At 63.7% G+C, this 23,742-nt stretch carries 26 protein-coding genes and 1 riboswitch; of the genes, 10 read left to right on the top strand and 16 right to left on the bottom strand.

Going from position 1 to position 23,742, the window contains the following annotated elements:
- Window position 1: 1 nt before the first annotated feature.
- The 9 genes from ACT01B_RS15805 to crcB all read right to left on the bottom strand — a co-directional run bounded on the left by ACT01B_RS15805 (window position 2) and on the right by crcB (window position 7,772).
- Window positions 2–433 (bottom strand): DMT family transporter, encoded by a 432-nt coding sequence (locus ACT01B_RS15805; RefSeq protein WP_445144188.1) that lies wholly within the window; start codon window positions 431–433, stop codon window positions 2–4.
- A 4-nt stretch (window positions 434–437) separates the two neighbouring features.
- Window positions 438–800 (bottom strand): EamA family transporter, encoded by a 363-nt coding sequence (locus tag ACT01B_RS15800; protein ID WP_445144187.1) that lies wholly within the window; start codon window positions 798–800, stop codon window positions 438–440.
- A gap of 10 nt (window positions 801–810) precedes the next feature.
- Entirely contained in the window at window positions 811–1,650 is an 840-nt protein-coding gene (locus ACT01B_RS15795) for an alpha/beta hydrolase (protein ID WP_445144186.1), read from the bottom strand.
- Window positions 1,651–1,903: 253 nt separating this feature from the next.
- The gene (locus tag ACT01B_RS15790) at window positions 1,904–2,410 is read right to left on the bottom strand and encodes a hypothetical protein (protein ID WP_445144185.1); all 507 of its coding nucleotides are present in this window, start codon (window positions 2,408–2,410) and stop codon (window positions 1,904–1,906) included.
- Window positions 2,411–2,510: 100 nt separating this feature from the next.
- Window positions 2,511–4,751 carry a DNA topoisomerase IV subunit A gene (gene parC, locus ACT01B_RS15785; RefSeq protein ID WP_445144184.1) on the bottom strand — a complete coding sequence of 747 codons (2,241 nt, stop codon included), beginning with the start codon at window positions 4,749–4,751 and terminating at the stop codon, window positions 2,511–2,513.
- A gap of 100 nt (window positions 4,752–4,851) precedes the next feature.
- The gene (locus ACT01B_RS15780) at window positions 4,852–5,721 is read right to left on the bottom strand and encodes a TraB/GumN family protein (RefSeq protein ID WP_445144183.1); all 870 of its coding nucleotides are present in this window, start codon (window positions 5,719–5,721) and stop codon (window positions 4,852–4,854) included.
- Between the two features lie 108 nt (window positions 5,722–5,829).
- Window positions 5,830–6,963, bottom strand: coding sequence for a cyclopropane fatty acyl phospholipid synthase (gene cfa / locus ACT01B_RS15775; protein ID WP_445144182.1), 1,134 nt, complete (start codon window positions 6,961–6,963; stop codon window positions 5,830–5,832).
- 75 nt (window positions 6,964–7,038) lie between these two features.
- On the bottom strand, window positions 7,039–7,377 hold the full coding sequence (locus tag ACT01B_RS15770; RefSeq protein ID WP_445144181.1) for a DUF190 domain-containing protein: 339 nt from the start codon (window positions 7,375–7,377) through the stop codon (window positions 7,039–7,041).
- 8 nt (window positions 7,378–7,385) lie between these two features.
- Window positions 7,386–7,772 carry a fluoride efflux transporter CrcB gene (gene crcB / locus ACT01B_RS15765; protein ID WP_445144180.1) on the bottom strand — a complete coding sequence of 129 codons (387 nt, stop codon included), beginning with the start codon at window positions 7,770–7,772 and terminating at the stop codon, window positions 7,386–7,388.
- 337 nt (window positions 7,773–8,109) lie between these two features.
- A riboswitch (Fluoride riboswitch) is annotated at window positions 8,110–8,212 on the bottom strand.
- Between the two features lie 166 nt (window positions 8,213–8,378).
- Between crcB and ACT01B_RS15760 the strand changes: the two genes are divergently transcribed.
- Window positions 8,379–8,519 carry a hypothetical protein gene (locus ACT01B_RS15760; protein WP_445144179.1) on the top strand — a complete coding sequence of 47 codons (141 nt, stop codon included), beginning with the start codon at window positions 8,379–8,381 and terminating at the stop codon, window positions 8,517–8,519.
- Window positions 8,520–8,750: 231 nt separating this feature from the next.
- Complete coding sequence (locus ACT01B_RS15755; RefSeq protein WP_445144178.1) at window positions 8,751–10,019, top strand: multidrug effflux MFS transporter; 1,269 nt, start codon at window positions 8,751–8,753, stop codon at window positions 10,017–10,019.
- A gap of 137 nt (window positions 10,020–10,156) precedes the next feature.
- On the opposite strand, the gene ACT01B_RS15750 is transcribed toward ACT01B_RS15755, so the two are convergent.
- The 5 genes from ACT01B_RS15750 to ACT01B_RS15730 form a co-directional block, all read right to left on the bottom strand.
- Window positions 10,157–10,654, bottom strand: coding sequence for a hypothetical protein (locus ACT01B_RS15750; protein WP_445147503.1), 498 nt, complete (start codon window positions 10,652–10,654; stop codon window positions 10,157–10,159).
- A gap of 117 nt (window positions 10,655–10,771) precedes the next feature.
- Window positions 10,772–11,041 carry a cell division topological specificity factor MinE gene (minE, locus tag ACT01B_RS15745; RefSeq protein WP_445144177.1) on the bottom strand — a complete coding sequence of 90 codons (270 nt, stop codon included), beginning with the start codon at window positions 11,039–11,041 and terminating at the stop codon, window positions 10,772–10,774.
- 5 nt (window positions 11,042–11,046) lie between these two features.
- Window positions 11,047–11,862, bottom strand: a complete 816-nt coding sequence (minD, locus tag ACT01B_RS15740; protein WP_445144176.1) for a septum site-determining protein MinD — start codon at window positions 11,860–11,862, stop codon at window positions 11,047–11,049.
- Between the two features lie 54 nt (window positions 11,863–11,916).
- Window positions 11,917–12,714 carry a septum site-determining protein MinC gene (gene minC / locus ACT01B_RS15735; RefSeq protein ID WP_445144175.1) on the bottom strand — a complete coding sequence of 266 codons (798 nt, stop codon included), beginning with the start codon at window positions 12,712–12,714 and terminating at the stop codon, window positions 11,917–11,919.
- Entirely contained in the window at window positions 12,711–13,331 is a 621-nt protein-coding gene (locus ACT01B_RS15730) for a GNAT family N-acetyltransferase (RefSeq protein WP_445144174.1), read from the bottom strand. Before ACT01B_RS15730 ends, minC begins: the two co-directional genes overlap by 4 nt.
- Before the next feature lie 210 nt (window positions 13,332–13,541).
- Between ACT01B_RS15730 and ACT01B_RS15725 the strand changes: the two genes are divergently transcribed.
- From ACT01B_RS15725 to ACT01B_RS15695, 7 genes are all read left to right on the top strand, one after another.
- Window positions 13,542–14,771: a sensor histidine kinase gene (locus ACT01B_RS15725; RefSeq protein WP_445144173.1), complete on the top strand. Its 1,230-nt coding sequence runs from the start codon at window positions 13,542–13,544 to the stop codon at window positions 14,769–14,771.
- 399 nt (window positions 14,772–15,170) lie between these two features.
- A complete protein-coding gene (locus ACT01B_RS15720) occupies window positions 15,171–15,812 on the top strand; it encodes a response regulator (protein WP_102304958.1) in 642 nt (213 codons plus the stop codon).
- A gap of 227 nt (window positions 15,813–16,039) precedes the next feature.
- Window positions 16,040–17,392: a polyketide cyclase gene (locus ACT01B_RS15715; RefSeq protein ID WP_445144172.1), complete on the top strand. Its 1,353-nt coding sequence runs from the start codon at window positions 16,040–16,042 to the stop codon at window positions 17,390–17,392.
- A gap of 175 nt (window positions 17,393–17,567) precedes the next feature.
- Window positions 17,568–18,500, top strand: coding sequence for an ABC transporter ATP-binding protein (locus tag ACT01B_RS15710; protein ID WP_445144171.1), 933 nt, complete (start codon window positions 17,568–17,570; stop codon window positions 18,498–18,500).
- Window positions 18,497–19,231 carry an ABC transporter permease subunit gene (locus ACT01B_RS15705; protein WP_445144170.1) on the top strand — a complete coding sequence of 245 codons (735 nt, stop codon included), beginning with the start codon at window positions 18,497–18,499 and terminating at the stop codon, window positions 19,229–19,231. Before ACT01B_RS15710 ends, ACT01B_RS15705 begins: the two co-directional genes overlap by 4 nt.
- A gap of 3 nt (window positions 19,232–19,234) precedes the next feature.
- Window positions 19,235–21,136 (top strand): GldG family protein, encoded by a 1,902-nt coding sequence (locus ACT01B_RS15700; RefSeq protein ID WP_445144169.1) that lies wholly within the window; start codon window positions 19,235–19,237, stop codon window positions 21,134–21,136.
- A 110-nt stretch (window positions 21,137–21,246) separates the two neighbouring features.
- The gene (locus ACT01B_RS15695; protein ID WP_445144168.1) at window positions 21,247–22,125 is read left to right on the top strand and encodes a cytochrome c oxidase assembly protein; all 879 of its coding nucleotides are present in this window, start codon (window positions 21,247–21,249) and stop codon (window positions 22,123–22,125) included.
- Window positions 22,126–22,167: 42 nt separating this feature from the next.
- Here ACT01B_RS15695 and ACT01B_RS15690 read toward each other — a convergent pair whose 3' ends face one another.
- On the bottom strand, window positions 22,168–22,653 hold the full coding sequence (locus tag ACT01B_RS15690; RefSeq protein WP_445144167.1) for a copper chaperone PCu(A)C: 486 nt from the start codon (window positions 22,651–22,653) through the stop codon (window positions 22,168–22,170).
- Window positions 22,650–23,267, bottom strand: a complete 618-nt coding sequence (locus ACT01B_RS15685) for an SCO family protein (protein WP_445144166.1) — start codon at window positions 23,265–23,267, stop codon at window positions 22,650–22,652. The genes ACT01B_RS15690 and ACT01B_RS15685 overlap by 4 nt, the downstream gene beginning before the upstream one ends.
- 82 nt (window positions 23,268–23,349) lie before the next feature.
- Here ACT01B_RS15685 and ACT01B_RS15680 point away from each other — a divergent pair, with 82 nt between their 5' ends.
- A complete protein-coding gene (locus tag ACT01B_RS15680) occupies window positions 23,350–23,736 on the top strand; it encodes a DUF423 domain-containing protein (protein WP_445144165.1) in 387 nt (128 codons plus the stop codon).
- Window positions 23,737–23,742: the final 6 nt, after the last annotated feature.

The following is a 23,742-nucleotide window of genomic DNA, read 5'->3' as shown; positions in this document are numbered from 1 at the left end:
CTCAGTCGCCGGCCGCGACGCCGAGCGCACCCTTGGCCTCGGTGGGCGCATCGTGTTCCGGATGCGCGCCGCTTTCGGCAAAGGCGAGGCAGAGGATGCCGGCCACGATCACCGCTGCGCCGAGCACGCGCGACCAGGTCAGCGGCTCCTGGAACAGCCACGCCGAGAAAATCATCACGCTGACCACTTCCAGATGGGTCACCGCAAACGCGGGCCCGATCGGTGCGTGCTTGAGCAGGGTCATCCAGGTGAAGAAGTTGCCCACGTAGCCAACCACCGCGAAGTAGATCCACGGATGGCCAAACACGCGCACGATCCAGGCCCAGTTGGCCTCGGGCGGAAACGCGTGGTTGCCGGCGTACTTGAAGCTCAACTGCACCACGGTGTCGAACAGCACCAGGATGGTGAAGCCAAAAAAGTAAAAGCGCTTCATGCGATTAGCCTCCCGCCAAGCCGACGATAGCCACGCCTGCCGTCACCAACAGAATGCCGGTGACGCGCATGGGGGTGAGCTTTTCGCGGAACAGGATGCGGCCGGCGATCATGATGACGACGATATTGATCGAACCCAGCAGCACGCCTTCGGAAAGGTCGACCAGCGACAGGAACGCGATCCACACCAGGAACTCGGCCACGTAGGACGTGATGCCGACCCAGATCCATGGGCGCGCGAGCATGTAGCGCCAGCGCGCGAAACCATCACCCGCCCGCGGATCGCTGGCCGCCGCCTTGAAGGCGAGCTGGCCAACCGTATCCAAGGTGACATTGAGCAGCCACAACGTGACGACCAGAGGAGTCACCGTGGCGTCCTCAAGCCGCTGCGCGCGCGGCTGGCTCGTAGGAGGCTGCAATCTGGCGGAAGAACTCCGCTGCGCGATCGGTCAGCAGGCGACGTTCGCGGTCGACCGTGATCATGTGGTAGCTGTCTTCGAGCAAGAGCATTTCCACCGGACCCGACACCGAGCGCTGCACCAAGTAGGCATTCTCCAGGCTGGCGATATCGTCCTCGGTTGCATGGGCGACCAGGCAGGGCGTGGTGACCTTGGGCAGTTCGCGCTTCACTACCGCGGCCATGTTGTACATCTCCGCCAGCGACGGCCACGGGTTGCCGGGCAGGCCAGCAGCGGCGCTGTCACCGCCCAGCATGGCCGAGCTGATCTGGGCGCGCAGGCGCTCGTCGCGAATGCCATACGGCTCCGCCTCGTGCACCATGCGGTGCTTGCCAATGCCGAATTTGTGCAGGAACGGAAGCAGGAAGGAGAATTTGCCGACCCACGGAATCGCCCAACCGTCATAACGGAACGTGGCGCCAAAGACACCGACGCCCTTGACCCATTCCGGACGCTCGGCCGCCAGCTTCAGCGCCAGCACGGCGCCCATGGACAGACCGGCGACGAACAGATGGTCCACTTCGTGGCGGAACTGCTCGGCCGCTGCCTCGACACTGGCGTACCAGTCTTGCCAGCCGGTTTTCAGCAAATCGTCCACATCACCGCAATGCCCGGCCAACTGCATGCCATAGACACTGTAGCCGGCACGGTTAAGACCTTTGCCGAGCAGGCGCATCTCGGTGGGAGTGCCGGTAAGACCGTGAATAAGCAGCACTCCGCTGCGACCGCCCTCGAGGCGGAACTCGACGTTCTGGATCACTCGGGGGCTCCGGGGCGACGGGCGAAATGCGGGAAAGGGCGCGATGCGCGCAAGCCATGAATGCAATAAACCATGCCAGCAGTGTGCCGGCCGACCCTTTCCAAGAACTTTCGACCCACCGCTGGTGTTAACAAACGCCTACAAGGGCCGTTAGCTGCCAGGTAGGCCTGCTGAAACACGGTTGACGGAGTGTCATCCCCGCTTGAACAGGACTTCGACCGTGGCGGGGCGCCCGGTTCCAGGCGCGCTCGGCTCAATGGCCAAAGTGGCCTGTGCTGCCGCCCACCGAGATACTCATGCCGCCGGTGGGATGCTCGCAGCTGCCCATGGCCTGGCTGATGGTGACGCCGCCCGACTGCCAGTTACCACTGCCATGGTTGGAGGAAACCACGCCGGTACTGACTGCACCATGGATCTGCGGCTGGTTGTAGGTGGCGTCGTCGCAGGTAACCACGTTACGGCCCGACCCTGAAGGTACATCGCTCATCGCGCCCGAGGTGTCGCCGTAGTAAGTGCCCGGCGGGTCCTTGCCATACGCGCTTGGCGCTGGATTGGCTGGCGCGGTCGAACCGGTCTGGGTCGAGCCGGTCGCGTTGGACGCCGATTTCGTCTCGGCGGTAGCGGGCGGTGCGGCGGAAGCGCTGGCCGCGGGGACACCGGCCGGAAGCTTGAGATTCAGCGGCTGACCGGCGCTCTGCGCCCAGGCCGCGGTGGTCAGCAGGCAGGCAGCCATGAGGCCGGTATATCGGATGATCTTCATGGGAAACTCCGGGGACGTGTTGCTGATAACGCGCAACCGTCGCCGGTGTGCACACGCCCCCTTCGATGCTACATGACGGCGGGAAGTTCCCGCCGTCTCATCATGCGGTGGTTTCGATCCGCTCCACCCGGCGCAATCCACGCGGCAACAGGCCGCCGCGGGTAGCGCGATTGCCGCCGTACTCGACCAGGTCGGACCACCTCAAGGTGAGCTTGCGCTGGCCGGCGTACAGGGTGACTTCGCCCTTGCCCTCGACGACCACGGCCACACCGGCCACGCGCTCCTCGCCCGAGGCAAGTTTGGCCTTGGGCACGTCGATCAGCTTGTTGCCCTTGCCCTTGTCCAGCTCAGGCAGCTCGGCCACCGAAAACATCAGCAGGTGGCCTTCGGTGGTCACCACCACGACGCGATCGCGCGCCGGATCGGCGCTGACCTGCGGCGTCAGCACCTTCGCGCCATCGCCTAGTGTGATGATCTGCTTGCCGGCCTTGTTGCGGCCGGTGAGCGCCTCGAAGCGGGTGACGAAGCCGTAGCCGTGGTCGGTGGCCAGGATCAGGCGCGTGTCGTTGTCGCCGGCGGCGAGCACGTCGAAGCTGGCGCCTGCCGGCGGGCTGAAGCGACCGGTAAGCGGCTCGCCATTGCCACGTGCCGACGGCAGCGTATGCGCGGCGGTGGAATAGCTGCGGCCGGTAGAGTCGATCACCGCCACTTGTTGCGTGGTACGTGCCTTCACCGCCGCCAGCAGGCCGTCGCCTTCACGGTAGTTGAGGCCTTCGGCGTCGATGTCGTGGCCCTTGGCGGAGCGGATCCAGCCCTTCTGGCTGATCACCACGGTCACCGGTTCGCTGGCGACCAGGGCGCTCTCGTCCAGGGCCTGCGCTGCGTCGCGCTGCACCAGCGGCGAGCGGCGGTCGTCGCCGTACTTGGCGGCATCGGCGCGCAGTTCTTCCTTGATCAAGCCCTTGAGCTTGGCCGGCGATTTCAGCAGCACGTTGATGCGCGCGCGTTCCTCTTCCAACTGGTCGCGCTCTGCATTGATCTTCATCTCTTCCAGGCGGGCCAGCTGGCGCAGCTTGGTTTCGAGGATGTAGTCGGTCTGCTCGTCACTGAGCCTGAAGCGCTCCATCAGCACCGGCTTGGGCTCGTCCTCGGAGCGGACGATGCGGATCACTTCGTCGAGGTTGAGGTAAGCAATGCGCAAACCTTCCAACATGTGCAGGCGGCGCTCGACCTTGGCCAGGCGGTGTTCGAGGCGGCGGGTCACCGTGGTGGTGCGAAAGCTCAGCCACTCGCTGAGGATGCGCTTGAGATCCTTCACCTGCGGTCGGCCGTCGAGGCCGATCATGTTGAGGTTGATGCGGAAGCTCTTTTCCATGTCCGTGGTGGCGAACAGGTGCTGCATCACCTCGGCAGGATCGATGCGGTTGGAGCGGGGCACCACCACCAGGCGGATCGGGTTCTCGTGATCGGATTCGTCGCGCAGGTCTTCGATCATCGGCAGTTTCTTCGCGCGCATCTGCGCGGCGATCTGCTCGAGGATCTTGGACGGGCTCACCTGGTGCGGCAGCGCGGTGACGACGATGTTGCCTTCATCCATGTGGTACACGGCGCGGGCACGCAACGAGCCGATGCCGCTCTTGTACATCGCCAGCAATTCGTTGCGCGGCGTGATGATCTCGGCTTCGGTGGGGTAGTCCGGGGCCTGGATGTGCTCGAACAGGTCCGCCACGGTGGCGTCGGGATCGTCCAGCAGGCGAATGCAGGCGCTCACCACTTCGCGCAGGTTATGCGGCGGAATATCGGTGGCCATGCCCACGGCGATCCCCATGGAGCCATTGAGCAGTACATGCGGTACGCGTGCCGGCAGCCAGCTCGGTTCTTCCATGGTGCCGTCGAAGTTAGCCACCCAGTCCACCGTGCCGTGGCCCAGTTCGCCCAGCAGCGCTTCGGCGATCGGGCTCAGGCGCGACTCGGTATAACGCATCGCGGCGAAGCTCTTCGGGTCGTCGGGCGAGCCGAAGTTGCCCTGGCCGTCGACCAGCGGATAGCGGTACGAGAACGGCTGGGCCATCAGCACCATCGCCTCGTAACACGAGGTGTCGCCATGCGGATGGAACTTGCCAATGACGTCGCCGATGGTGCGCGCGGATTTCTTGGGCTTGGCCGTGGAGGCCAGGCTCAGCTCGCTCATGGCATAGATGATGCGCCGCTGCACCGGCTTGAGCCCGTCGCCCACGAAGGGCAGGGCGCGGTCCAGCACCACGTACATCGAATAATCGAGGTAGGCCCGCTCGGCGTACTCCTTGAGCGGGATCTGTTCGTAATTGGCTTGCAGATTCATGCAGTTACGTCGATGAGTTGCGCGCGGGGCGCGCATGACTGGGGGATGGTGCCAGAACGGGCCGGCCGGCGACAGCTTGCAGGGACGCGGTGCGCCGTGCTCACTCCTGGCGCACGTCGATGCCCAGACGCTTCAATTGCACCTGGACGCTGTCCGGCCCGGCGAGATGACCGGCACCGACCGCGATGAAGCTGACGCCCGGCTGTTGCATGCGCTCGGCGATCATCTTGGCCCAGGCCTGATTGCGTTCGACGATGAGGCGCTGGTAGAGCATGGGACTCTCCTTGCGGATGTCCTCGTCCTCGATGCGGGCGATCGTAGTGGTATCGCCATCGCGCCAGGCGTCGATCAGGCCACGCAGTTTTTCCGGACCCTCGGCCACTTCCTTGAAGGACTGGCGCAGGAAGTCGAGCTGCATCGCCTCGGGCAGGTCGGCCAGCATGCGAATCTGCTGCTCGGCCGTCTCCAGCCCGTCCACCGGCTTGCCGTCCTTCTGCATGCGCGCCTTGAGCAGCTTGTCGACACCCAGGTTCGGATCCAGGCCCGCCTGGATCAGCGGCGCCATGGTGAGCGTAAGGGCGGCCAGCCATGGCCGCATTGGCTGCAGCGTCTGGGCGCCGCCGGGAAGCTTGGCGGTTTCGGCGGCGTGTTCGAGGCTGCGCTGGTCGCTGTCGTCGAGCTTGCTCGATAGCGGCTGGCTGAGATCCACGCCGTACTGCATCACCAGCGTCTGCATCGACGTGGCATCGTCATCGACGATTTCGATGCTGAGGCGCTGGCTTTCCCGCAAGGCCTTGTCCAGTTCGGGCGAGGACCAGTTCGTGTCCGATGGCAGCAGGTGCACGGTGCCGAACAGGTAGACCGTGGCATGGTCGTTCTTCGCCACCCACAGGCCCGGTGTTGCCGTCGCGGTAGTGACAAGCAGCAGGCTGAGGACCAGCGCTGCGCCGATATGCTGAAACAGCTTCAATGCAAACTCCGGTCTCTGGAGGGGAACAATCAGCGGGGTTGAACGGATGAATGGGCGCGTTTTGCCCCGCTATGATGCAGAAAACAGGCGAGCACGTCGAAGCCGGCGTCATCGGGGTACGCGATACCCGCCCCGGACACCATGAGGACTCAGCGTGATCTGCCAGAGTTGATCGCGACGACTGCGGAACACGGCGGTCGAAACCGAAAGATAGTAACGCCACATCCGGCGGAAGCGGTCGTCGTAGTGCGCCGACAATTGCGGCCACGCCGCATCGAAGTTCGCACGCCACGCCGTCAGGGTGCGGTCGTAGTCGGCGCCGAAGTTGTGCCAGTCCTCCACCACGAACAGGTTTTGCAGCGCTTCGGCGACCTGTCCCGCAGCCGGGATCACCGAATTGGGGAAGATGTATTTTTCGATCCACGGGTCCGGTCGAGCCGGTGTGCTGTTGCTGCCGATGCTGTGCAACAGGCAGAGTCCGCTGCCGTCTGGACCGTCCGCACGCAGGCAACGGCGAGCCACTTCGAAATAAGTGCGGTAGTTGAGCGGACCGACGTGTTCGAACATGCCGATCGAGAAGATGGCGTCGAACGGTTCGTCGATATCCCGGTAGTCTTGCAGGCGAATGTCCACCGGTAGTCCGGCGCAAAGCTGGCGCGCGTATTCCGCCTGCTCCTGCGAAATGGTGATGCCCACGCCATGCACGCCGTAGTGCTCGGCGGCGTACTTGAGTGCTTCGCCCCAGCCGCAGCCGATATCCAGCACGCGCTGGCCGGGCTTGAGCTTCAACTTGCGGCAGATCAGGTCGAGCTTGGCCACCTGCGCGTCGTCGAGGTTGGTCGCTTCGGCCCAGTAGCCGCACGAATACACCAGACGCTTGCCCAGCATGGCCCTGAACAGATCGTTGCCGAGGTCGTAATGGGTCTTGGCGACCTCGAACGCGTTGTCGCCGCGCTGCATATTGATGAAGCGTGCCTTGAGGTGCGCGATCAACGTGTCCAGCGTCTTCAGTTCCATGTCCAACTGCGTGTTGAGCAGGTGCGTGAACATGCCGGGAAGATCGTCGGCATCCCACCAGCCATCCATATAGCTTTCGCCAAGGCCCAATGATCCGTGCGCGAAGACGCGTGCATACAGGCGCTCATCATGCACGCGCATGTCGGTCGGTGCGGGGCCGTCAATTTGGATGCCGGCGTTTTCGAGCAGGCTGGCTGCACGTTGCTTCAGGGAATCCTGGCTCATGCGTACCTCGCTTGATAGGCGACGATCGATGCTGGACAGGCTCAACGCCGTCTCATGGAGACGTAAAACAGCTTCTCAGGTCTTGCCTAGCGACGCAAAGCTTGCGGGAGCGATTGCATACACCGCGTCGACGCCGCAGGCCCTGACCGCCTCCAGCAGCGTTTGCGCCTGTGCCTCGGTGAGCAGGAATTCCACCTTGACGGCCAGGTCATCCGCCAGTTCGAAGAACTGTTCTTCCCGGAGTACGCCGTGCCGTCCGAAGCCGCACATGGCGCGAAACGCGGAACCGCCGCCGATGCCGCTCTTCTTGGCGCGTTCGAGCAGCCACTCGTACATCAGCACGCCATCATGGCGCGCACGCGTATGGCAGTAGAAGGACAGCTGTACGCCTTGGTGCAAGGTTTCCTGGTTCATACCTCCTCCTAGCTGCGCAGAAGCATGCGGGTGAGAGCAATTCCGGACACCGTCATCGCGATGGAACCAACCAGGTGAACGACCACATGCCCTCCGAACCACAAGTATTGCTGGCGCAGCAGCAAGGTGGTCGATTCGGCTGAAAACGTCGAGAACGTGGTAAGGCCACCGAGAAAGCCGGTGGCCAGAAACAGTCTCAGTTCTGGTGGCAGTGTCTGGAAATGGTCGAATATACCCAGCACGATACCCATGAGCATTCCGCCGAGTAGGTTGGCGGAAAGCGTGCCCAGGGGCAGCGTGGGAAAGATCGGATTGAGCAGAATGCCCAGGGTCCAGCGCAGCCAGCATCCCAACGCGCCACCCACGCCTACGGCGATAAATCCGGTGTAGCCCACTTGATTCGTCTCCTTAGCAAGTCTAAGAGCCTGTTCACTATCTCTGCGTGGCCCGCGTTGAGCCCGTGTGTCCGCCAGGGAGCGGTGCGTGGCGAAGCGCCTGACTGGCCGTCAGGTCGAGCCGCGCGCCGGTTCCTGGCGGGCACACGGGCGCAACCCTACGGGCCGGGTCTGTTTGCCCGCATCCCTGCGTCATCACTCGGTTGTGTACGGACGTACACGCCCTCGTTCTTCCTTGGCCTGCGTGCAAACAGCTCCCGGCGCGGGCCACGCAGAGATAGTGAACAGGCTCTAAGGACTCCCGGAAACAGGCACGCGCCTGCGCCCCGGAAGCTCCGGCGGTGCAGGCATCATCAACCCGAAGGTGGTTTGCCCTTCCGTGTGTCATCCGAAGCCGGTAACAGCGCGAGGGCGGGAGGCATGCCATCTCCCTGTGGGGCGCCATGCTAGCCGATGCACGCCCAATCGTCATGGTGACGGCCATAGGCGATCCGCACGCGAGGCCAGCGGGCCGGCTCAAACCCGCCGGTGGATGCCTGATGCAGGTCAAGGCGTCACTTTCTGCCGGTAATAGGTTTTCCGGGCCCTTTCAGAGGAAGCCTGCTTATGCACCCGATACTGCATGCGATTTTGTTGGAACCGGTCGGCTGGTTGGCCATAGGTGGCAGCATCATCATGGTAGGGACGGGCATTGCTGTTGGCCTCTTCGTTCGCAGCAAGGTGCGCGAACAAGAGCGCGAAAAATAAGGCGGCAATCGTCCTGTTTGTCGCTCTACCGCCGATATCGGCCTCAAGGCGCCTGGTTGGTCCCGCTACGCCCGTTGCTTGCGTCCTGGTCCGGCACGCGAGGCCGCGGTAAAGGCTCAGGCAAGACTCGTCTCGAAACCGCCAGTCGTTGGTCTCGGTGGCCAGTCGTCATGATTTGTGCGGCTGGGAGCGCCGCTATACTCGGCGCTCTCCGTCAGCCGTGCCATGCTCATGACCCCATCCCAGCGTCCCATACGGCGCAGCCTGCCGTGGCTGCTCGCGGGACTGTCCATGATTGGCCCGTTCTCGATCGACGCCGTCTTTCCGGCGTTTCCGCTGATCGGCGCGCGCTTTGGCGTGGACAGTGTGGGGCTGCAACAGATGATCAGCGTCTATCTGATCACCTATGCGGCGATGAGCCTGTTTCACGGAGCCATTTCCGACGCCATCGGGCGCAAGCCGGTGATTGTCGCGGGCATGCTGGTCTATGCGGTGGCTTCGGCCGGTGCGGCGCTTTCCACCTCCTACGGCATGCTACTGACGTGCCGTGCCCTGCAAGGCATGTGCGCTGGCGCCGGCCTGGTGGTAGGGCGGGCGGTCATTCGCGATAGTCTGTCGGGGGCAGCGGCGCAGCAGTTGATGTCGCGCGTGATGATGATCTTCAGCGTGGCGCCGGTGATCGCGCCGATTGTCGGCGCGCAGTTGCTGTTCCTCAACGGTTGGCACGGTATTTTCTGGGTGCTGATGGGGTTCACCCTGATGCTGGCCGTGGCCTTGATCCTGTTTCTCGACGAGTGCCATCCACCCGAAGCCCGAACGCCTTTTCACCCGAGCACGCTGGTACGGGGCTATATGGAATTCGGCCAGGACCGCCAATTCTGGCCGTTGCTGATTTCCTGTTCAGTGAACTTCGCCGGGCTGTTTCTCTATATCTCGTCAGCGCCCCGCATTGTCCGGGACCTGTTGCATCTCTCGGCGCAAGGATTCCCATGGCTGTTCCTGCCGGTGGTGGCGGGCCTGGCAGGTGGCGCCTTGATGTCGGGCCGCTTGGCCGGTCGACGCAGTGTGGTCTTCACGGTGAACCTGGGTTACGGCTTCATGCTCGCGGCCTGCGCATTTCACCTGCTCGCCGCGCTGGTGAGTCGCGAGCCCACGCTGCCCTGGTCAATGCTGCCGCTGGTATTGCATGGCATCGGTATCCAGCTGGCGTTCCCGACCTTGACCCTGTTGCTGCTGGATCGTTTTCCGCATCGGCGCGGCGGTGCTTCGTCGGTGCAGGCGTTCGCCAGTTTGACCCTGTGTGCGTTCGTGGCCGGCGTGATGTCGCCACTGCTGTCCGGCCACATGCTGTATCTGGCGCTTGGGGCCAGTTTGCTCACGGTGATCGGCTGGTTCTCCTGGCGCTGGTATCGCGCGGTGACGCGACGTCCGCTGGGGGCACAGCATTTGGGGCCGACGGTGGAGACGGAGTTGCAGACCGAGATCACGGAGCCGCGCTAGGCGGCCCCGCTCGCCCCGGAATCGGTGGCTGACTATTCGTTATTTTTGTAGCAACTGTGTTCCTCAGCCATTCGGATGGGCAGCTGGCGCTGTGCAAACCGGCAGTCCTGCCGGTTTTTCGCGCACAGGGTGCGCTCCTACATCTTTACGTTAGGGGCGCGCGTTTTGCTAACGACCGGTACCCCGTCCTCATCCAGCAATCCTCGTGCAATCAACCACCGCCGCGCATTCGCCGCATCCTGCTCGAACCAGGCCTGCGTCGAGCCCAGCCGGAACGAATAGCCCCAGGCATCCATATCCGTCATCAGGCGCTGGCGCCCGACGCCGGGTAGTTCGTCGGCGAGCACGATCTGCAGGTAGCAGGTGGCGTCTTCCTCATCGATCGAATCGGTGGCATCGGTGTGGACGGCACCACGCCGTTCGTCGGGCAGCACAATCAGGTGTCCGGCCTCATGCAGCAGCGAATGCACCGGGGTGTCGTCGCGGGCGTAGACCGTGTTGCCGATGATGCCAGCCTCCTCGTCGCCCCAGAAACTGCCGGGAATCGGGCAGCCGGGCGCCACGCGCTCCAGGCGCAGCCCATAGCGGGCCAGCAGCGCCGACGACACGGCGAAGCCCAGTTCGCCCAGGCGCATCACGCTGGCTTCGTCGGTAGAGGGAGTGGGTTGCAGAGACATGGTGATCAAGGTCGCCACCTGGCGGCGGCGACAGGTCGTGCGAGTCGCTGCGCAGGCCGGGCCTGCGCAGCAGCATCAGCCCGCTTTGGGCTGGGCGTGGTCGGGCAGGGCTACCGAAAGCTCGAGGATCTCGTGTCCGCTGTCGCGCTCGACGTTGATATTGATGGCTTCGAGGTCGACGTGGACGTATTTCTTGATCACTTCGAGCAGCTCGTTGCGCAGCAACGGCAGGTAGTCAGGCGCGCCTCGGTTGGAGCGCTCCTGAGCCACGATGATGCGAAGACGCTCCCTGGCGACGACAGCGGTGGGCTCCGGCTTGCGCTTCAGGAAATCAAGAATACCCATCGCCATCAACCTCCAAACACGCGCTGGAAGAAGCCCTTCTTCGGCGGCTCGACAAAGCGTAGGGCGCGTTCTTCGCCGAGGATGCGTGCCACTGTGTCGCTGTAGGCCTGGCCGGCATACGAGTTGTCGTCAAGGATGACCGGCACGCCCGCATTGGACGCGGCCAGTACGTTCTCGGACTCGGGGATGACGCCGACCACGTTGATGCCGAGGATGTCCTCCACGTCCTTCACGCTCAGCATCTCGCCCACGGCGACGCGCACCGGGTTGTAGCGGGTCAGCAGCAAGTGCTGCTTGATTGCACCATCACCGCGCTCGGCACGACGCGTCTTGCTGGCGAGCAGGCCGAGGATGCGGTCCGAATCACGCACCGAGGATACCTCGGGGTTGACCACCACCACGGCGTGATCGGCGAAGTACATCGCCAGATGCGCACCCTTTTCGATGCCTGCCGGCGAATCGCAAACGACGTAGTCGAAGCCTTCCTTGCCGAGATCTTCGAGCACCTTCTCGACGCCTTCCTGGGTGAGGGCGTCCTTGTCACGCGTCTGGCTGGCCGCCAGCACGTAGAGGCTGTCGTAGCGTTTGTCCTTGATCAGGGCTTGCTTAAGCGTAGCTTCGCCGTGTACGACATTGACGAAGTCGTACACCACGCGCCGCTCACAGCCCATGATCAGGTCGAGGTTGCGCAGGCCGACGTCGAAATCGATCACCGCGACTTTCTTGCCGGCCATGGCGAGGCCCGTGGCAAGCGAGGCGCTGGTGGTGGTCTTGCCGACGCCGCCTTTGCCGGAGGTGACAACGATAATCTCAGCAGTCAAGGCTCATCTCCGCATGGTTCTTTGTAATAGTAGGTAACAGCAATCAAGCGATCGTCACAGCTTGGCGATCAGCAGTTTTTCACCTTCGAGCCAGCATTGCACAGACTGGCCTTCCAGGTCTTTGGGAATTTGTTCAAACACGCGGTAATGCCCGGCAATCGCCACCAGTTCAGCGCGGAAGTCCGACACGAACAGGCGCGCCTTTTCGTCACCCTGCGCACCCGCCATGGCGCGCCCGCGTAGACCACCATAGACGTGAATGCTGCCGTCGGCGATGACCTCGGCACCGTTCGCGATCGCACCGGTGACGATCAGGTCGCGATCGCGAGCATAGATCTGCTGGCCTGAACGTACCGCGCCGTCGTGATGCATGGCTCCCTGCATTGGCGAGGCCTGCTTCGACGGTTCGGGTTCGCTCTGCACCATTGGCTCAGCCCGGCGCGCAGGTTCGGCAGCCGGCGCGGGTGTAGCCGCGGCTGGCGCCGGCGGCGCAATGCTGCCGCCATCGGCGGGCTCGTAGGCGGCGCGGAACTTGGCGATCAGCGGCAAACCCATGCGACGCGAAAGGGCCTCGACTTCGCTGGTGCCATAGGCCAGGCCCACCGGCAACATGCCGGCGCTGCGCACGGCTTCCAGCAGGGCATCGACCGAACCGTCGTCGGGCAGCTCGCGCAAATGGCTCAGGTCCAGCACGACCGCGGCGCGGGAGAACAGTTGGGGTGCCGCGTGGACGCGCCGCTCCAGCTCCTCGCAGAGAGCGGCGGCGTCGACGCGGCGCACGCGTACATTGGCAATGCCGACCTGGCCGAAGCGCAGGTCGCAAGCGTCTTGAGTATCCATTCGCGCTTTCATGGGTGACGCTTCCCAGCCAAACGGCGCTGGGGGGCATCAGGGGTCGAAGGGCGCTGGCGTTCGGCCAGCCAGGGGACGTCGGGTAGGCCGTCGTGATCGAGATAGGTTTCGCGTACGAACGCGTAGCTGGGCAGATCCTTGGCCAGCAGGCTGACTTGCGGGCCATCCGCGCCCATGCGCTGCTGGCCCACTTCCTGGAAACCGTAGGTGCCATGGAACAGCACCACCACGTCGTCGCGTGGCTCCAGGAACACCTCGCAGGTCAGTAGCGGCACGCGCACTTCGGCATAACTGTTGACGTCGCAATAGAAGATGCGACCCAAGCCGTGACGGCGATAGGCGTTGGCGATGACGATGCGGTCGATGTACAGGAACTGCGGATAGTGCTCGGAGAACCAGCAATAATTGGGACTGTCGTACTCGCTGCCTTCGCGCAGCGCAATAAGGAACCCGGCGAGATGGCCATCTATCTCGGCCACGCGGAAATAGTCCGCATGGTCGTAGAAGTAGCGCAGCTGAGCCGCGTCAAGGGCGAGGATGGTGCGGCCGGCGGCGTTGTTGAGCGCCAGTACGGCATCCAGGTCGTGCTCTCGCACGTCGCGGATGGCAAGGGCCATTCGTTGCTCCGCTTTGTGTGGTTCGAGGACAAGACCGATGTTCGGCCCCGCGTGACGGGCGGCATTATGGCACGCGGCGGCGGGCCGCACATAACACGGCGCACCATGTAAAACCTTCGTAAAGCGCGAGCTGCCATGGCTTTTGGCAGGGGAGGGGCAATGACTTCTCACGCATTGCACCACGGGGCCGCCTGGCTAATGATGCCGGGTATGACATGGTCCAATATCAATCACATCCGCTTACTTCGTTACGCCGGGCTGACTACCTACCTGTGCGTGGCGCTGCCGCTGCTGCCAGGTAGCTGGAGCCTGGCGCAGGTCAACTCCTGGTGGAGTAATCCGGATATTTCCGGCTGGATTTTTTCCTACCTGACCTTCGGCGTGACCTATCTGCTGCTGACCCGTCGATCCAGTGTGACCCGTCAGACCGGATTGCCCCCCGTCATGCGTCTGATCGGCCTGGTGATCTTGACCGGCTCGGCCATCGCGATGGGCTGGTTCAGCCAGAGCGGCTTGTCCGCCATGTTGATGCTGGTGATCGCGGTCGTGTTGCCGTGGCAGTTGCCGGTAGGTGCGGGCTTGATGTGGATGTTGATGCAGAACCTCATGCTGATACCGATCATCGCCAGCTATAAGGGCTGGACCACGGTCACGGCCATCCTGCAGGTCTGCATGTATCTGGGCATTTCGGCCCTGGTGTTCTTTACCTCGATGATCGCCAGCCTGCAGGCCGAGGAGCGTGAAGCCCAGCGGCGCCTCAATTCGGAGTTGCGCGCCACCCGCGCCCTGCTCGCCGAATCCACCCGCATTGCAGAGCGCATGCGCATCGCGCGCGACCTGCATGACCTGATTGGCCATCACCTCACGGCCTTGAGCCTCAACCTGGAAGTGGCCAGTCATTTGACCAATCCACAGGCCGCCGAGCATGTGTTGAAGGCGCAGGCCACGGCCAAGCACCTGCTGTCGGACGTGCGCGAAGTGGTGAGCGAGTTGCGCCAGGACGATGCCATCGACCTGACCCAGGCGCTGCGCAGTTTGGTCGAAGGCGTGCCCGGCCTGAACGTGCAGCTGGATACCCCGCCGCGCTTCAGTGTGGAGGATCCACGCCGGGCGCAGGTGTTGCTGCGTTGTGCCCAGGAGATCATCACCAATACGGCGCGCCACGCCGGCGCCCGCAACCTGTGGTTGCGCTTTGACTACGTCAACGCCAACCTGCTGGAGCTGGCCGCGCGCGACGATGGCCGGGGTGCGACGAATTTCCGGCCGGGCAACGGCCTGTCGGGCATGCGCGAGCGGCTGGCGGAGTTTGGCGGCAGCGTGATGGTGGACCCGGCGCTCCATCAAGGTTTTGCGCTGACGGTGCGTTTACCGTTGGGTGAGGCGCCGGAGTTGGCGCATACCCCGTCGCGGTTCGAGCCGCCGGCCTTGGGCATGCTTTAGGGATGCTCTGATCTATTCAACGGGGGTGGCATGATGTCCAGCAAGTTCGCAGGGTGTGGGGCGTGGCGCAGCGCAGGCTGGCTGCCTGGGCAAGCCGCGCACCGCGGCCTGCGGGCTTGCTGGACATCACCCGAAGGGCCGGTTCTGTCTGCCCGCAGCTCCGCGCCGCGCCGTCTCGACAGGCAGCCAGCCTGCCTTCGCCGACGCAGCACGCATCTGCGGGCAGACAGAACCGGTGACACCCCCGTTGAATAGATCACAGCATCCCCAAGTAAGGGTGCCCAACGCTCACCCACGACCCATGGCTCGTGCCAAAATGAACCGCTTGGATAGCAGCATCGTTCTTCCCCGTAGCCCGTGGGCATCGCACATGGGCCACCATTGCTTCGAGGATCCGCGATGATTTCCGTCTGTCTCGTCGACGACCAGAACCTGGTTCGCCAGGGTGTCCGTTCACTGCTGGATCTGGCGGAGGACATCCGCGTCGTGGCCGAATGCGCCGATGGCGCCCAGGCCGTGCAAGATATTCCGCGGATCAAGCCCGACGTGGTCCTGCTGGATCTGCGCATGCCCAATATGAGCGGCCTGGAAGTGCTGCAGGCGCTGTCCGCCCGCAACGAATTGCCCCCCACCATCATCCTCACCACTTTTGACGACGACCAGCTGGTGTTGCAGGGCCTCAAGGCCGGCGCACGCGGCTATCTGCTGAAGGACGTGTCGCTGGAACAGTTGGTGGAAGCCGTGCGTACGGTGTCTGCCGGCGGTTCGCTGGTGGCGCCGATGGTGACCCAGCGCTTGCTGGCCGGCGTAGGGCGCATGCAGAACCAGTTCACCAGCCTGGAGCAGCCCGACCCGCTGACCGAACGCGAGACCGAGATCCTGCGCCTGCTGTCCGGTGGCTATAGCAACAAGGAGATCGCCAACTCCCTGAAAGTGGCCGAGGGGACGGTGAAGAACCACGTCTCCAACATCCTTTCCAAGCTGGGCGTGCGCGACCGCACCCGCGCGGTCCTGAAGGCGCTGGAACTGGGCATCGTTTGATGCCCTCGCAGGGTCCCCAGAACGGGCCTACGCCATCCTGCGAAGAATGGCTGTTAGGCAGTCTTTACGGCCCGATAGCGTTCCTGCGCGCGATTAAGTACCATCGGAGGCTTCGGCGCTGGCCGACCCCCTGTCACGATGCGATTCTTCGGGAATCTCCCGTGGCCGGCCGGTCCCCGGCGACTGCCTTGTGCCGTAGACAGTAGAGACGTGCGGAGAACCCTGGAATGATGCGTGTTCTTGAATTTATTGTTGCCCTAGTCATCGTCGCCGTCGTGGCGGTTGTGGTGGGCTTGGTTATGCCTGGCAGTGGCCATGTGGAAAGGTCGCTGGTCGTCGGCAAGGACATGCGTCAGGTTTATGACGTGCTAAACAACCTCCGTCGCTTCCCGGAATACTCCGTGCAGCGCCAGTACGACCGGAATATCAAGTACGACTTCTCGGGCAAGGCCTATGGCCCGGGCGCCGAGCTGAGCTGGACCGGTAGCGATCCGAAGGTCGGCAGCGGCAAGCTGACCATCGCGTCGGCCGACCCGAGCTTCGACAAGGTCGACTCCACCGCCAAGAAGGCTTCCATCGTCTGGAACGTCGACAATGACTGGCGTGGCAACGACAAGCATTTCACCCTCGACCTCGATCGTCAGGGCAGCCGCGGTCAGCTCACCAAGATCACCTGGTCGTATGACGTCGACTACGGCTTCAACCTGATCAACCGCTACGCCAACCTGTATATTCATGGCGATCCGGATGCGTTTATCCAGTTCACCCTGAACGACCTGCAGAACGTATTGGCTTCGGTGCAGAACGTCGATTACAGCAAGCTGATCCCGTATATCGAGCAGACCCAGCCCACGCCGATGCTGCTGGTGTCCTCGTCGATCGAGCGCAAGGGTGGTCTTGAGGCCCTGAGCGACGCGACCGACAAGGCCGTGAGCCAGATTCAGGCTGCCGCCAAGAAGCTTGGCGTGAATGTGGTCGGTCCGCGCGTCATCTTCACCACCAACTATGGTGATCAGACCTACACCTTCGACGTCGGCATGGCGATCAGCGCGACCAGCCTGAACGTGGCTGGCCAGACGGTGGAACTGACCGCGGCCAAGGCTCCGGATCTGTCGACGGCCGCCGAGGCCGGCACCAGCGCCAACGCCGCCGCCAGCACGCCCGAGAACAATGCTCCGGGTGGTCATGACCGCTTCGGCCGCCTGATCATCGACGACAACGTGCGTGCTTTCCTTGCCTTCGGTGGCCCGGCCCTCAAGGCCGTGTGGAACGGTACCGCCGCTGGCGTGCCGCAGACCCGCGACCTGCTCAAGGCCTATGCCCAGACCCACGGCTACAAATTCGACGAAGTGGTCAATCGCTTCTACGACATCGAAGCCAAGCCGGAAGTGAAGCAGGGCGACGAAGTGAAGAGCTACGCCGAGTTCGACGTCTACCTGCCGCTCAGCTACGCCCCGGAGCAGACCCCGGAGCAGGAAGCCGGCATCAAGCCGCCGTCTCTCGACGACAGCGGTGACCAGGCTCCGGCCGCTTCCGGCACTGCTGCCGCTCCGGCCAGCGCTGCCACCACCGCAAAGTAAGCCGGCCTCCAACGCCGGTTTATCGAGAAGGCCCTTCCCCGTGAAGGGCCTTTTCATTTTCGCGAGCCCGTCGCCCGGGCGTGGTCGAACTTTTCGGTTACATTGCGGGTCGACCGTCGCTGGACGACCCGGCGGCACGCTTCGCCCGAAGCCCGCCCTCTGACTTCGACTGGACATGATCGAAACCGAACAGCTCACCCGACGCTACGGCAGCCTCACGGCGGTGGACGCGCTCAGCATTCGCGCCGAGCCCGGACAAGTGCTGGGCTTGCTGGGCCCCAACGGTGCCGGCAAGACCACCGCCATGCGCATGATTGCCGGCTTCCTGGAGCCCAGTTCCGGTACGGCGCGGGTGTGCGGGCACGACGTCCGCAAGGAGCCGCTGAAGGCCAAGCGGGCCTTGGGTTACCTGCCGGAAGGCGCGCCAAGCTATGGCGAGCTGACCGTGCGCGAGTTCCTCACCTTCATCATCCGCATTCGTGGCATGCGGCATGACGCCGGCTTTCGTCGTTTTGAAGAGGTGGTCGGGCGCTTGCAGCTGGAGAGCGTGTTGGACCAATGCATCGACACCTTGTCGAAGGGCTTGCGGCGACGTGTCGGCCTGGCTCAGGCGATCCTGCACAACCCGCCGGTGCTGATGCTCGACGAACCGACCGATGGCCTGGATCCCAACCAGAAGCACACGGTGCGCCAGTTGATCGACGCGATGGCGCGCGAACGCACCATCCTCATCTCCACCCACCTGCTGGAGGAGGTCCACGCGCTATGCAACCGCGTGGTGATCATCGCCAACGGTCGACTGCTGGCTGATGCCACGCCGGCCGAGCTCGAAGCGCGCTCGCGTTATCACGGCGCCGTGTCGTTCAGCGCGCCGGGTAGCGGCGTGTCGCAGGAGATGCTGGGCCGGCTGCCGCAAGTGGCGTCGATCGAAGTGGATCCGCTCGATGGGCGCATCACGGTATTCCCCAGGCCGGGCGAGCGCATTCTCGAGCCGGTGGAAACACTGCTGCGGCAACAAGGTCTGGAAGTGTCGGAAATTCAGCTGGAACGTGGACGTCTCGACGAGGTGTTCCGCAACATCACCACCAGCGCCGAGGGCAGGGCATGAGTCCGGTCGCGGCGGTGGCGCGGCGCGAATTGCGCAGCTATTTCGTGACGCCGGTGGCGTATGTGTTCCTGGTCATCTTTTTGGTGCTGGCCGGCATTCTTACGTTCTACGCGGGTGATTTTTATCAGCGTGGGCAGGCCGACCTGCAGCCGTTCTTCGTGATGCATCCGTGGCTTTACCTGGTCCTGGTGCCGGCGGTGTCGATGCGCATGTGGGCCGAGGAAGCGAAGGGCGGCACGCTGGAGTTGCTGCTCAGCCTGCCGCTGACGTTGGCGCAGGCCATGCTGGGCAAATTTCTCGCGGCCTGGCTGTTCATCGGGCTGGCCCTGGTGCTCACGTTTCCGATCTGGATCACGGTGAACTACCTGGGGTCACCGGACAACGGTGTGATCCTCGCCAGCTACATGGGCAGCTGGCTGATGGCAGGCGCGTTCCTGGCCATCGGTGCCTGCCTGTCGGCGGTGACGCAGAGCCAGGTGGTGGCCTTCGTGCTGACCGTGGTGGTGTGTTTCCTGCTGATCCTCGTGGGCCAGCCGCAGGTGTTGGAGTTTTTCCAGGGTGCGCTGCCACGCAAGCTGGTGAACGCGGTGGCGCATCTGAGCATGTTGCGGCACTTCGAGGCGATCTCGCGTGGCGTGCTGGACCTGCGCGATCTGGTGTATTTCCTGCTGACCATGGCTGCCTGGCTGACCGCCGGCGTGCTGGTACTCGATCTCAAGCGGACGCCCTGAACGATGGCGCGCCTACACTTGAGTCGACGTACCGTCCTGCTGACCGCGCTGGCCGTGCTGGCGATCGGCTTCGTGGCCCTTACGCTGGCCAGCGGCCGCTGGTTGCGCCTGGGGCGGGTGGATCTCACCGCCGACAAGCTCTACACCCTCACGCCGGGTACGATCCACATCGTGCGTGGGCTGCGCGCTCCGCTGAAGCTCACGCTGTATTTTTCAGAACATGCCACGCGCGACCTGCCCCAGCTGCGCAGTTACGAGCAACGCGTCAGCGAGATGTTGCAGGAGATGGTGGCGCGCGCGCATGGGCGACTGCGCTTGCAGATCGTCGATCCCGTGCCTTACTCCGACGACGAAGCCAGTGCCGAGGGTTATGGGCTGACGCCGATCGGCGGTGGCACCAATGGCGAGCGCGTGTTTTTCGGTCTGGTCGGCAGCACGCTATCACCCAACGCCGACACCGATAGCGACGGCGACGGCGACGGGCATTTGCCGGGCAAGACCCTGGCCATCCCGTTATTCGATCCATCACGCGAAACGTTTCTCGAATACGACATCGCCAAGCTGCTGTATGAGCTGGACCAGCCGTCCAAGCCGCGCGTCGGCCTGATAAGCAGCTTGCCGGTGCAAGGCAACCCGGTGATTGGCGAAGAGCCGTGGACGGCGATGCGTCAGCTGGGCCAGTTGTTCGATATCAAGACACTCGATCCGGCCAAACTGAAAAGAGTCGACAGCGACATCCAGGCGCTGCTGGTGGTCCATCCCAAGCATTTGTCCGCGGATACGCTCTATGCGATCGACCAGTACGTGCTGCGCGGCGGTCATCTGGTGGTGTTTGTCGATCCGCTGGCGGAGATGGACAACGCGCCGTTCGTGAACAGCAGCGGGGCGACGGACGACCACGATTCCGATTTGCCGAAGCTGTTTGCGGCGTGGGGCGTGCAATACGACCCGCAAAAGGTCGTGCTTGATCGCTCGCGGGCGTTGCGCATCGAGCTGGCCGACAGCAGTTCCATGAGCCACCCGGCCATGTTGGGCCTGGGCCAGCAGGAGCTCAATCGTGACGATGTGATCACGGCCAGCCTGCAGCGGGTCAACGTATCGAGTAGCGGCTTTTTTGACCTGTCGCCGGGCACCTCGTCGCGACTGTTGCCGTTGATGCAGACCTCGACCGACGCCCAGGTCGTGTCGAGCCAGCGCGTGCGCGAGTCGATCAGCAATCCCGCCAACCTGCTGGACAGCTACAAGCCGGACAATGCCCACTATGTCATCGCGGCGCGTCTGCGTGGACAGTTCTCAACGGCCTTCCCGGAGCGTGCGGGCGAGGCGGGCCATCTGGCGAAGTCCGGCGACGCGGCCGAGGTGATCCTGGTTGGCGATACCGACCTGCTCAGCGATCGCCTATGGGTGTCCTATACAGCAAGCCTGCTGGGTCAGCCGCAGCTCAGCGCGCTGGCCAACAACGGGGATTTCATCACCAACATCGCCGACAATCTCAGTGGTTCCTCGGCCCTGCTCTCCATCCACGGGCGGGTCAGCTCACAGCGGCCCTTTACCCGGGTGTTGGCGTTGCAGAGCGTGGCCGACCAGAAGTTCCTGGCCAAGAAGCAGGAGTTGCAGCGCGAGCTGGCGGCGACGCGCAGCCACCTCAGCGAACTGCAGCCCGCCAAGGCGGCGCGCAGCGATGCGGTCAGTACGGAGCAGCGCGGCGAGATCGAGCAGTTCCTGCAGCGCCAGCTGGAAATCAACAAGGAATTGCGCAGCGTGCAACACCAGTTCAACGCGGAGATCGATGCGCTCGGACTGCGCCTGAAGTTCATCAATATCGTGCTGGTGCCAGCCTTGGTGGCCCTGGTTGGACTGCTGTACGGCTGGCGCCGTTCGATGCGTAGCCGGCGCCGGGTATGAGCAGGGTGCAGGATGTTGGGCGGCAACGTGTCGCAGTGCAGCCAGCAAGGGACGATGGCTGCAAGGAACTATGCTGTGCCTGCGCCGGTGAGTCGGCCCGGATCTGATCAATGATGGCAAGCGTGCTCAAGTGGATCGTGCCCTGGGAGTTTTCCTGGGTCTTCCTGCTGATCTTCGTGACCTGCGGCGTGCTCTATGTGCGCGGCGCACGCCGATTGCCGGTGAGCATCGGTCGCCAATTGCCGTTCTGGATCGGCATGGCGATGATCTACGTGTCGCTGCATACCTATCTGGATTATTTCTTCGAGCATGAGTTTTTCATGCATCGCATCCAGCAGGTGCTGCTGCATCACCTGGCGCCACTGCTGATCATTGCTTCCTATCCGGGCTCCGTGTTGCGCAAGGGGTTGCCGTTGGGCTGGCGGGTACGCCTGTTGCGACCGGCCATGCGCTCCTGGCCGTGGCGCCTGTTCAGTGCCGTGTTGCTGAATCCGGTGGTGGCGACGATCCTGTTCGTGGCCTTCATCCTGATGTGGCTGGTGCCGTCGATGCAGACGCTGGCGATGCTGGACTGGCGTATCTATCGCTTCATGAACTGGTCGATGCTGGTCAGTGGCTTCAGCTACTGGTGGCTGGTGCTCGACCATCGTCCACGGCCGCCGGGCCGCATGACGCCGGGCATGCGCGTGCTATCCCCGGGCATCACCATGACGCCGCAGATTCTCGCGGGCGCCATTGTCACGTTTTCCAAGACCGACCTTTATCCGATCTTCGAGATCTGCGGCCGCGCTTTCACCTTCGACGTGCTCACGGCGCAGTTGGTGGGTGGCGTGATCATGTGGGTGCCCGCCGCGATCATTGAATCGATCGGCGGGCTGTTGGCCATGCGCCAGTGGCTACGCCTGTCGCGCAGCGGGCGCATTCGTCGCAAACCTCGACCGGTGCGGCGCGGTGTGCGGACGGCTCCGGTATCGCTCACCCAGGACTAGCTGCTGTTGTCGTAGGAGAGGGTTGCCTACATCGGATGACGCTTAGTGGGCGTGATCCGCGCTAGCGTCGACGTCCGTGGCATTGGCTGGACGCGCAAGAAAATCAGCATCCAGTTTGCTGCCGTCGCCAAAGATCAGGGTCAGCTTCACCTGGTCGCCTGGCTTCACCGTGGCGGCGGCCTTCATCAGCATCAGGTGGTAACCGCCGGGCGACAACTGCGCCTTGCCGTGGGCAGGAATGACGAGGTTATCCACCGAGGTCATGCGACCCATGCCACCTTCCGTCGTGCTTTTGTGCAGCATGACGCTTGCATAGCTTGCGCTGCTTGCGCCGTGCAGGCTGGCGGGCTGGTCGCCCGTATTCTCCAGCGTGACGTAAGCGCCGGCGGGCAGGTCGCCGGGAAGTACGCGAAGCCACGGCTGACTGGCGCGGATGTGCTCCGCTTCGGTGGCATGGGCGCCGCCGGCCAGCAGCATGCCGGCTATGAGCAAGGATAAGGCGCGCGCACCCTGCGGGCGACGCATCATGAGGACGCTCCCGGGCTCAGCAGCAGGTGTAGGTCATGCACAAGGTCGTCCTGAGGGTTGCCCGGAGTCGCCAGCAGACGCGCCTTGCCGTCGCGGTCGAACACGTAGATGGCCGAACTGTGGCTGACTTCATACTGCCCGTCGCCTTTGTCGGGTTCACGGGTGAACGCCGAGCGATAGCGCTTGCTCAGGGCTTCGATCTCGCGTGGTGCACCGGACAGGCCGACGGCTCGAGGATCGAATGCATTGACATAGGCGTGCATGACTTCAGGCGTATCGCGCGCCGGGTCGACGCTGACGAACAGGATGCGCGCGCCGTCGGCAAGCGGACCGAGTCGCTGCATCACGACGTGCAACTGGGCCAGCGTCAACGGGCAGACATCCGGGCAGTGCGTGTAGCCGAAATACAGGACGACGACCTTGCCGCGATAGTCCTGGCCGCTGACGGGCTTGCCGTGATCGTCGACCAGCGAGAAGTCGAGGTCGGGCATGTGACCGGTGACATTGGTGAGCCGCCACGGCACTGACTCTTCGCGGTTGCAGCCAGCCAGCAGCAAGCATCCAAGGATCATCGCCAGCAGCCACACGATGCGGTTGGCGCGGCGAAGCTTCATGCGAGAATCGATGCGAATCATCCCGTCAGCATACGATACCGGCCGCCTCGACGGCGTCCGCTATCCCAAGGAACCGCATACCATGCGACAAACTGTCTCTGTCACCGGCGTGCTGATAGGTCTGGCGGGCGCCAGCGCCGTGTTGCTGGGCGCATTCGGGGCACACGCGCTGCGCGGCGTGCTCGATGCGCGTGGCAGCGAGCTATGGCACACGGCGGTGAGTTATCACTTCTGGCATGCGCTTGCGTTGGCTTTGACCGGGGTCGTCGCGCAGGGCCGGGCGCGACGGGTGGCGATCGTCGCGTTCTTGCTGGGCATCGTAGTTTTCTGCGGCAGCCTTTATGTGCTTGCTCTTGACGCGCCGCGCTGGGTCGGCGCGATCACGCCCTTGGGTGGCGTGGCCTTTATGGTCGGATGGTTGGCGCTGGGCACGGCACTTGGCTCGATCGCCCAGCGCGATGCCCGCTGAGCTTGG

This window comes from Dyella sp. Tek66A03, assembly GCF_052567735.1.
This window is presented reverse-complemented; position numbering and strand designations above follow the sequence as displayed.

Coding starts and splice junctions, on each gene's coding strand:
- ACT01B_RS15805 (WP_445144188.1), bottom strand. CDS start 433: ATGAAGCGCTTTTACTTTTTTGGCTTCACCATCCTGGTGCTGTTCGAC.
- ACT01B_RS15790 (WP_445144185.1), bottom strand. CDS start 2,410: ATGAAGATCATCCGATATACCGGCCTCATGGCTGCCTGCCTGCTGACC.
- parC (WP_445144184.1), bottom strand. CDS start 4,751: ATGAATCTGCAAGCCAATTACGAACAGATCCCGCTCAAGGAGTACGCC.
- cfa (WP_445144182.1), bottom strand. CDS start 6,963: ATGAGCCAGGATTCCCTGAAGCAACGTGCAGCCAGCCTGCTCGAAAAC.
- ACT01B_RS15770 (WP_445144181.1), bottom strand. CDS start 7,377: ATGAACCAGGAAACCTTGCACCAAGGCGTACAGCTGTCCTTCTACTGC.
- ACT01B_RS15760 (WP_445144179.1), top strand. CDS start 8,379: ATGCACCCGATACTGCATGCGATTTTGTTGGAACCGGTCGGCTGGTTG.
- ACT01B_RS15755 (WP_445144178.1), top strand. CDS start 8,751: ATGACCCCATCCCAGCGTCCCATACGGCGCAGCCTGCCGTGGCTGCTC.
- ACT01B_RS15750 (WP_445147503.1), bottom strand. CDS start 10,654: ATGCGCCTGGGCGAACTGGGCTTCGCCGTGTCGTCGGCGCTGCTGGCC.
- minE (WP_445144177.1), bottom strand. CDS start 11,041: ATGGGTATTCTTGATTTCCTGAAGCGCAAGCCGGAGCCCACCGCTGTC.
- minC (WP_445144175.1), bottom strand. CDS start 12,714: ATGAAAGCGCGAATGGATACTCAAGACGCTTGCGACCTGCGCTTCGGC.
- ACT01B_RS15730 (WP_445144174.1), bottom strand. CDS start 13,331: ATGGCCCTTGCCATCCGCGACGTGCGAGAGCACGACCTGGATGCCGTA.
- ACT01B_RS15725 (WP_445144173.1), top strand. CDS start 13,542: ATGACATGGTCCAATATCAATCACATCCGCTTACTTCGTTACGCCGGG.
- ACT01B_RS15720 (WP_102304958.1), top strand. CDS start 15,171: ATGATTTCCGTCTGTCTCGTCGACGACCAGAACCTGGTTCGCCAGGGT.
- ACT01B_RS15715 (WP_445144172.1), top strand. CDS start 16,040: ATGATGCGTGTTCTTGAATTTATTGTTGCCCTAGTCATCGTCGCCGTC.
- ACT01B_RS15710 (WP_445144171.1), top strand. CDS start 17,568: ATGATCGAAACCGAACAGCTCACCCGACGCTACGGCAGCCTCACGGCG.
- ACT01B_RS15705 (WP_445144170.1), top strand. CDS start 18,497: ATGAGTCCGGTCGCGGCGGTGGCGCGGCGCGAATTGCGCAGCTATTTC.
- ACT01B_RS15700 (WP_445144169.1), top strand. CDS start 19,235: ATGGCGCGCCTACACTTGAGTCGACGTACCGTCCTGCTGACCGCGCTG.
- ACT01B_RS15695 (WP_445144168.1), top strand. CDS start 21,247: ATGATGGCAAGCGTGCTCAAGTGGATCGTGCCCTGGGAGTTTTCCTGG.
- ACT01B_RS15690 (WP_445144167.1), bottom strand. CDS start 22,653: ATGATGCGTCGCCCGCAGGGTGCGCGCGCCTTATCCTTGCTCATAGCC.
- ACT01B_RS15685 (WP_445144166.1), bottom strand. CDS start 23,267: ATGAAGCTTCGCCGCGCCAACCGCATCGTGTGGCTGCTGGCGATGATC.
- ACT01B_RS15680 (WP_445144165.1), top strand. CDS start 23,350: ATGCGACAAACTGTCTCTGTCACCGGCGTGCTGATAGGTCTGGCGGGC.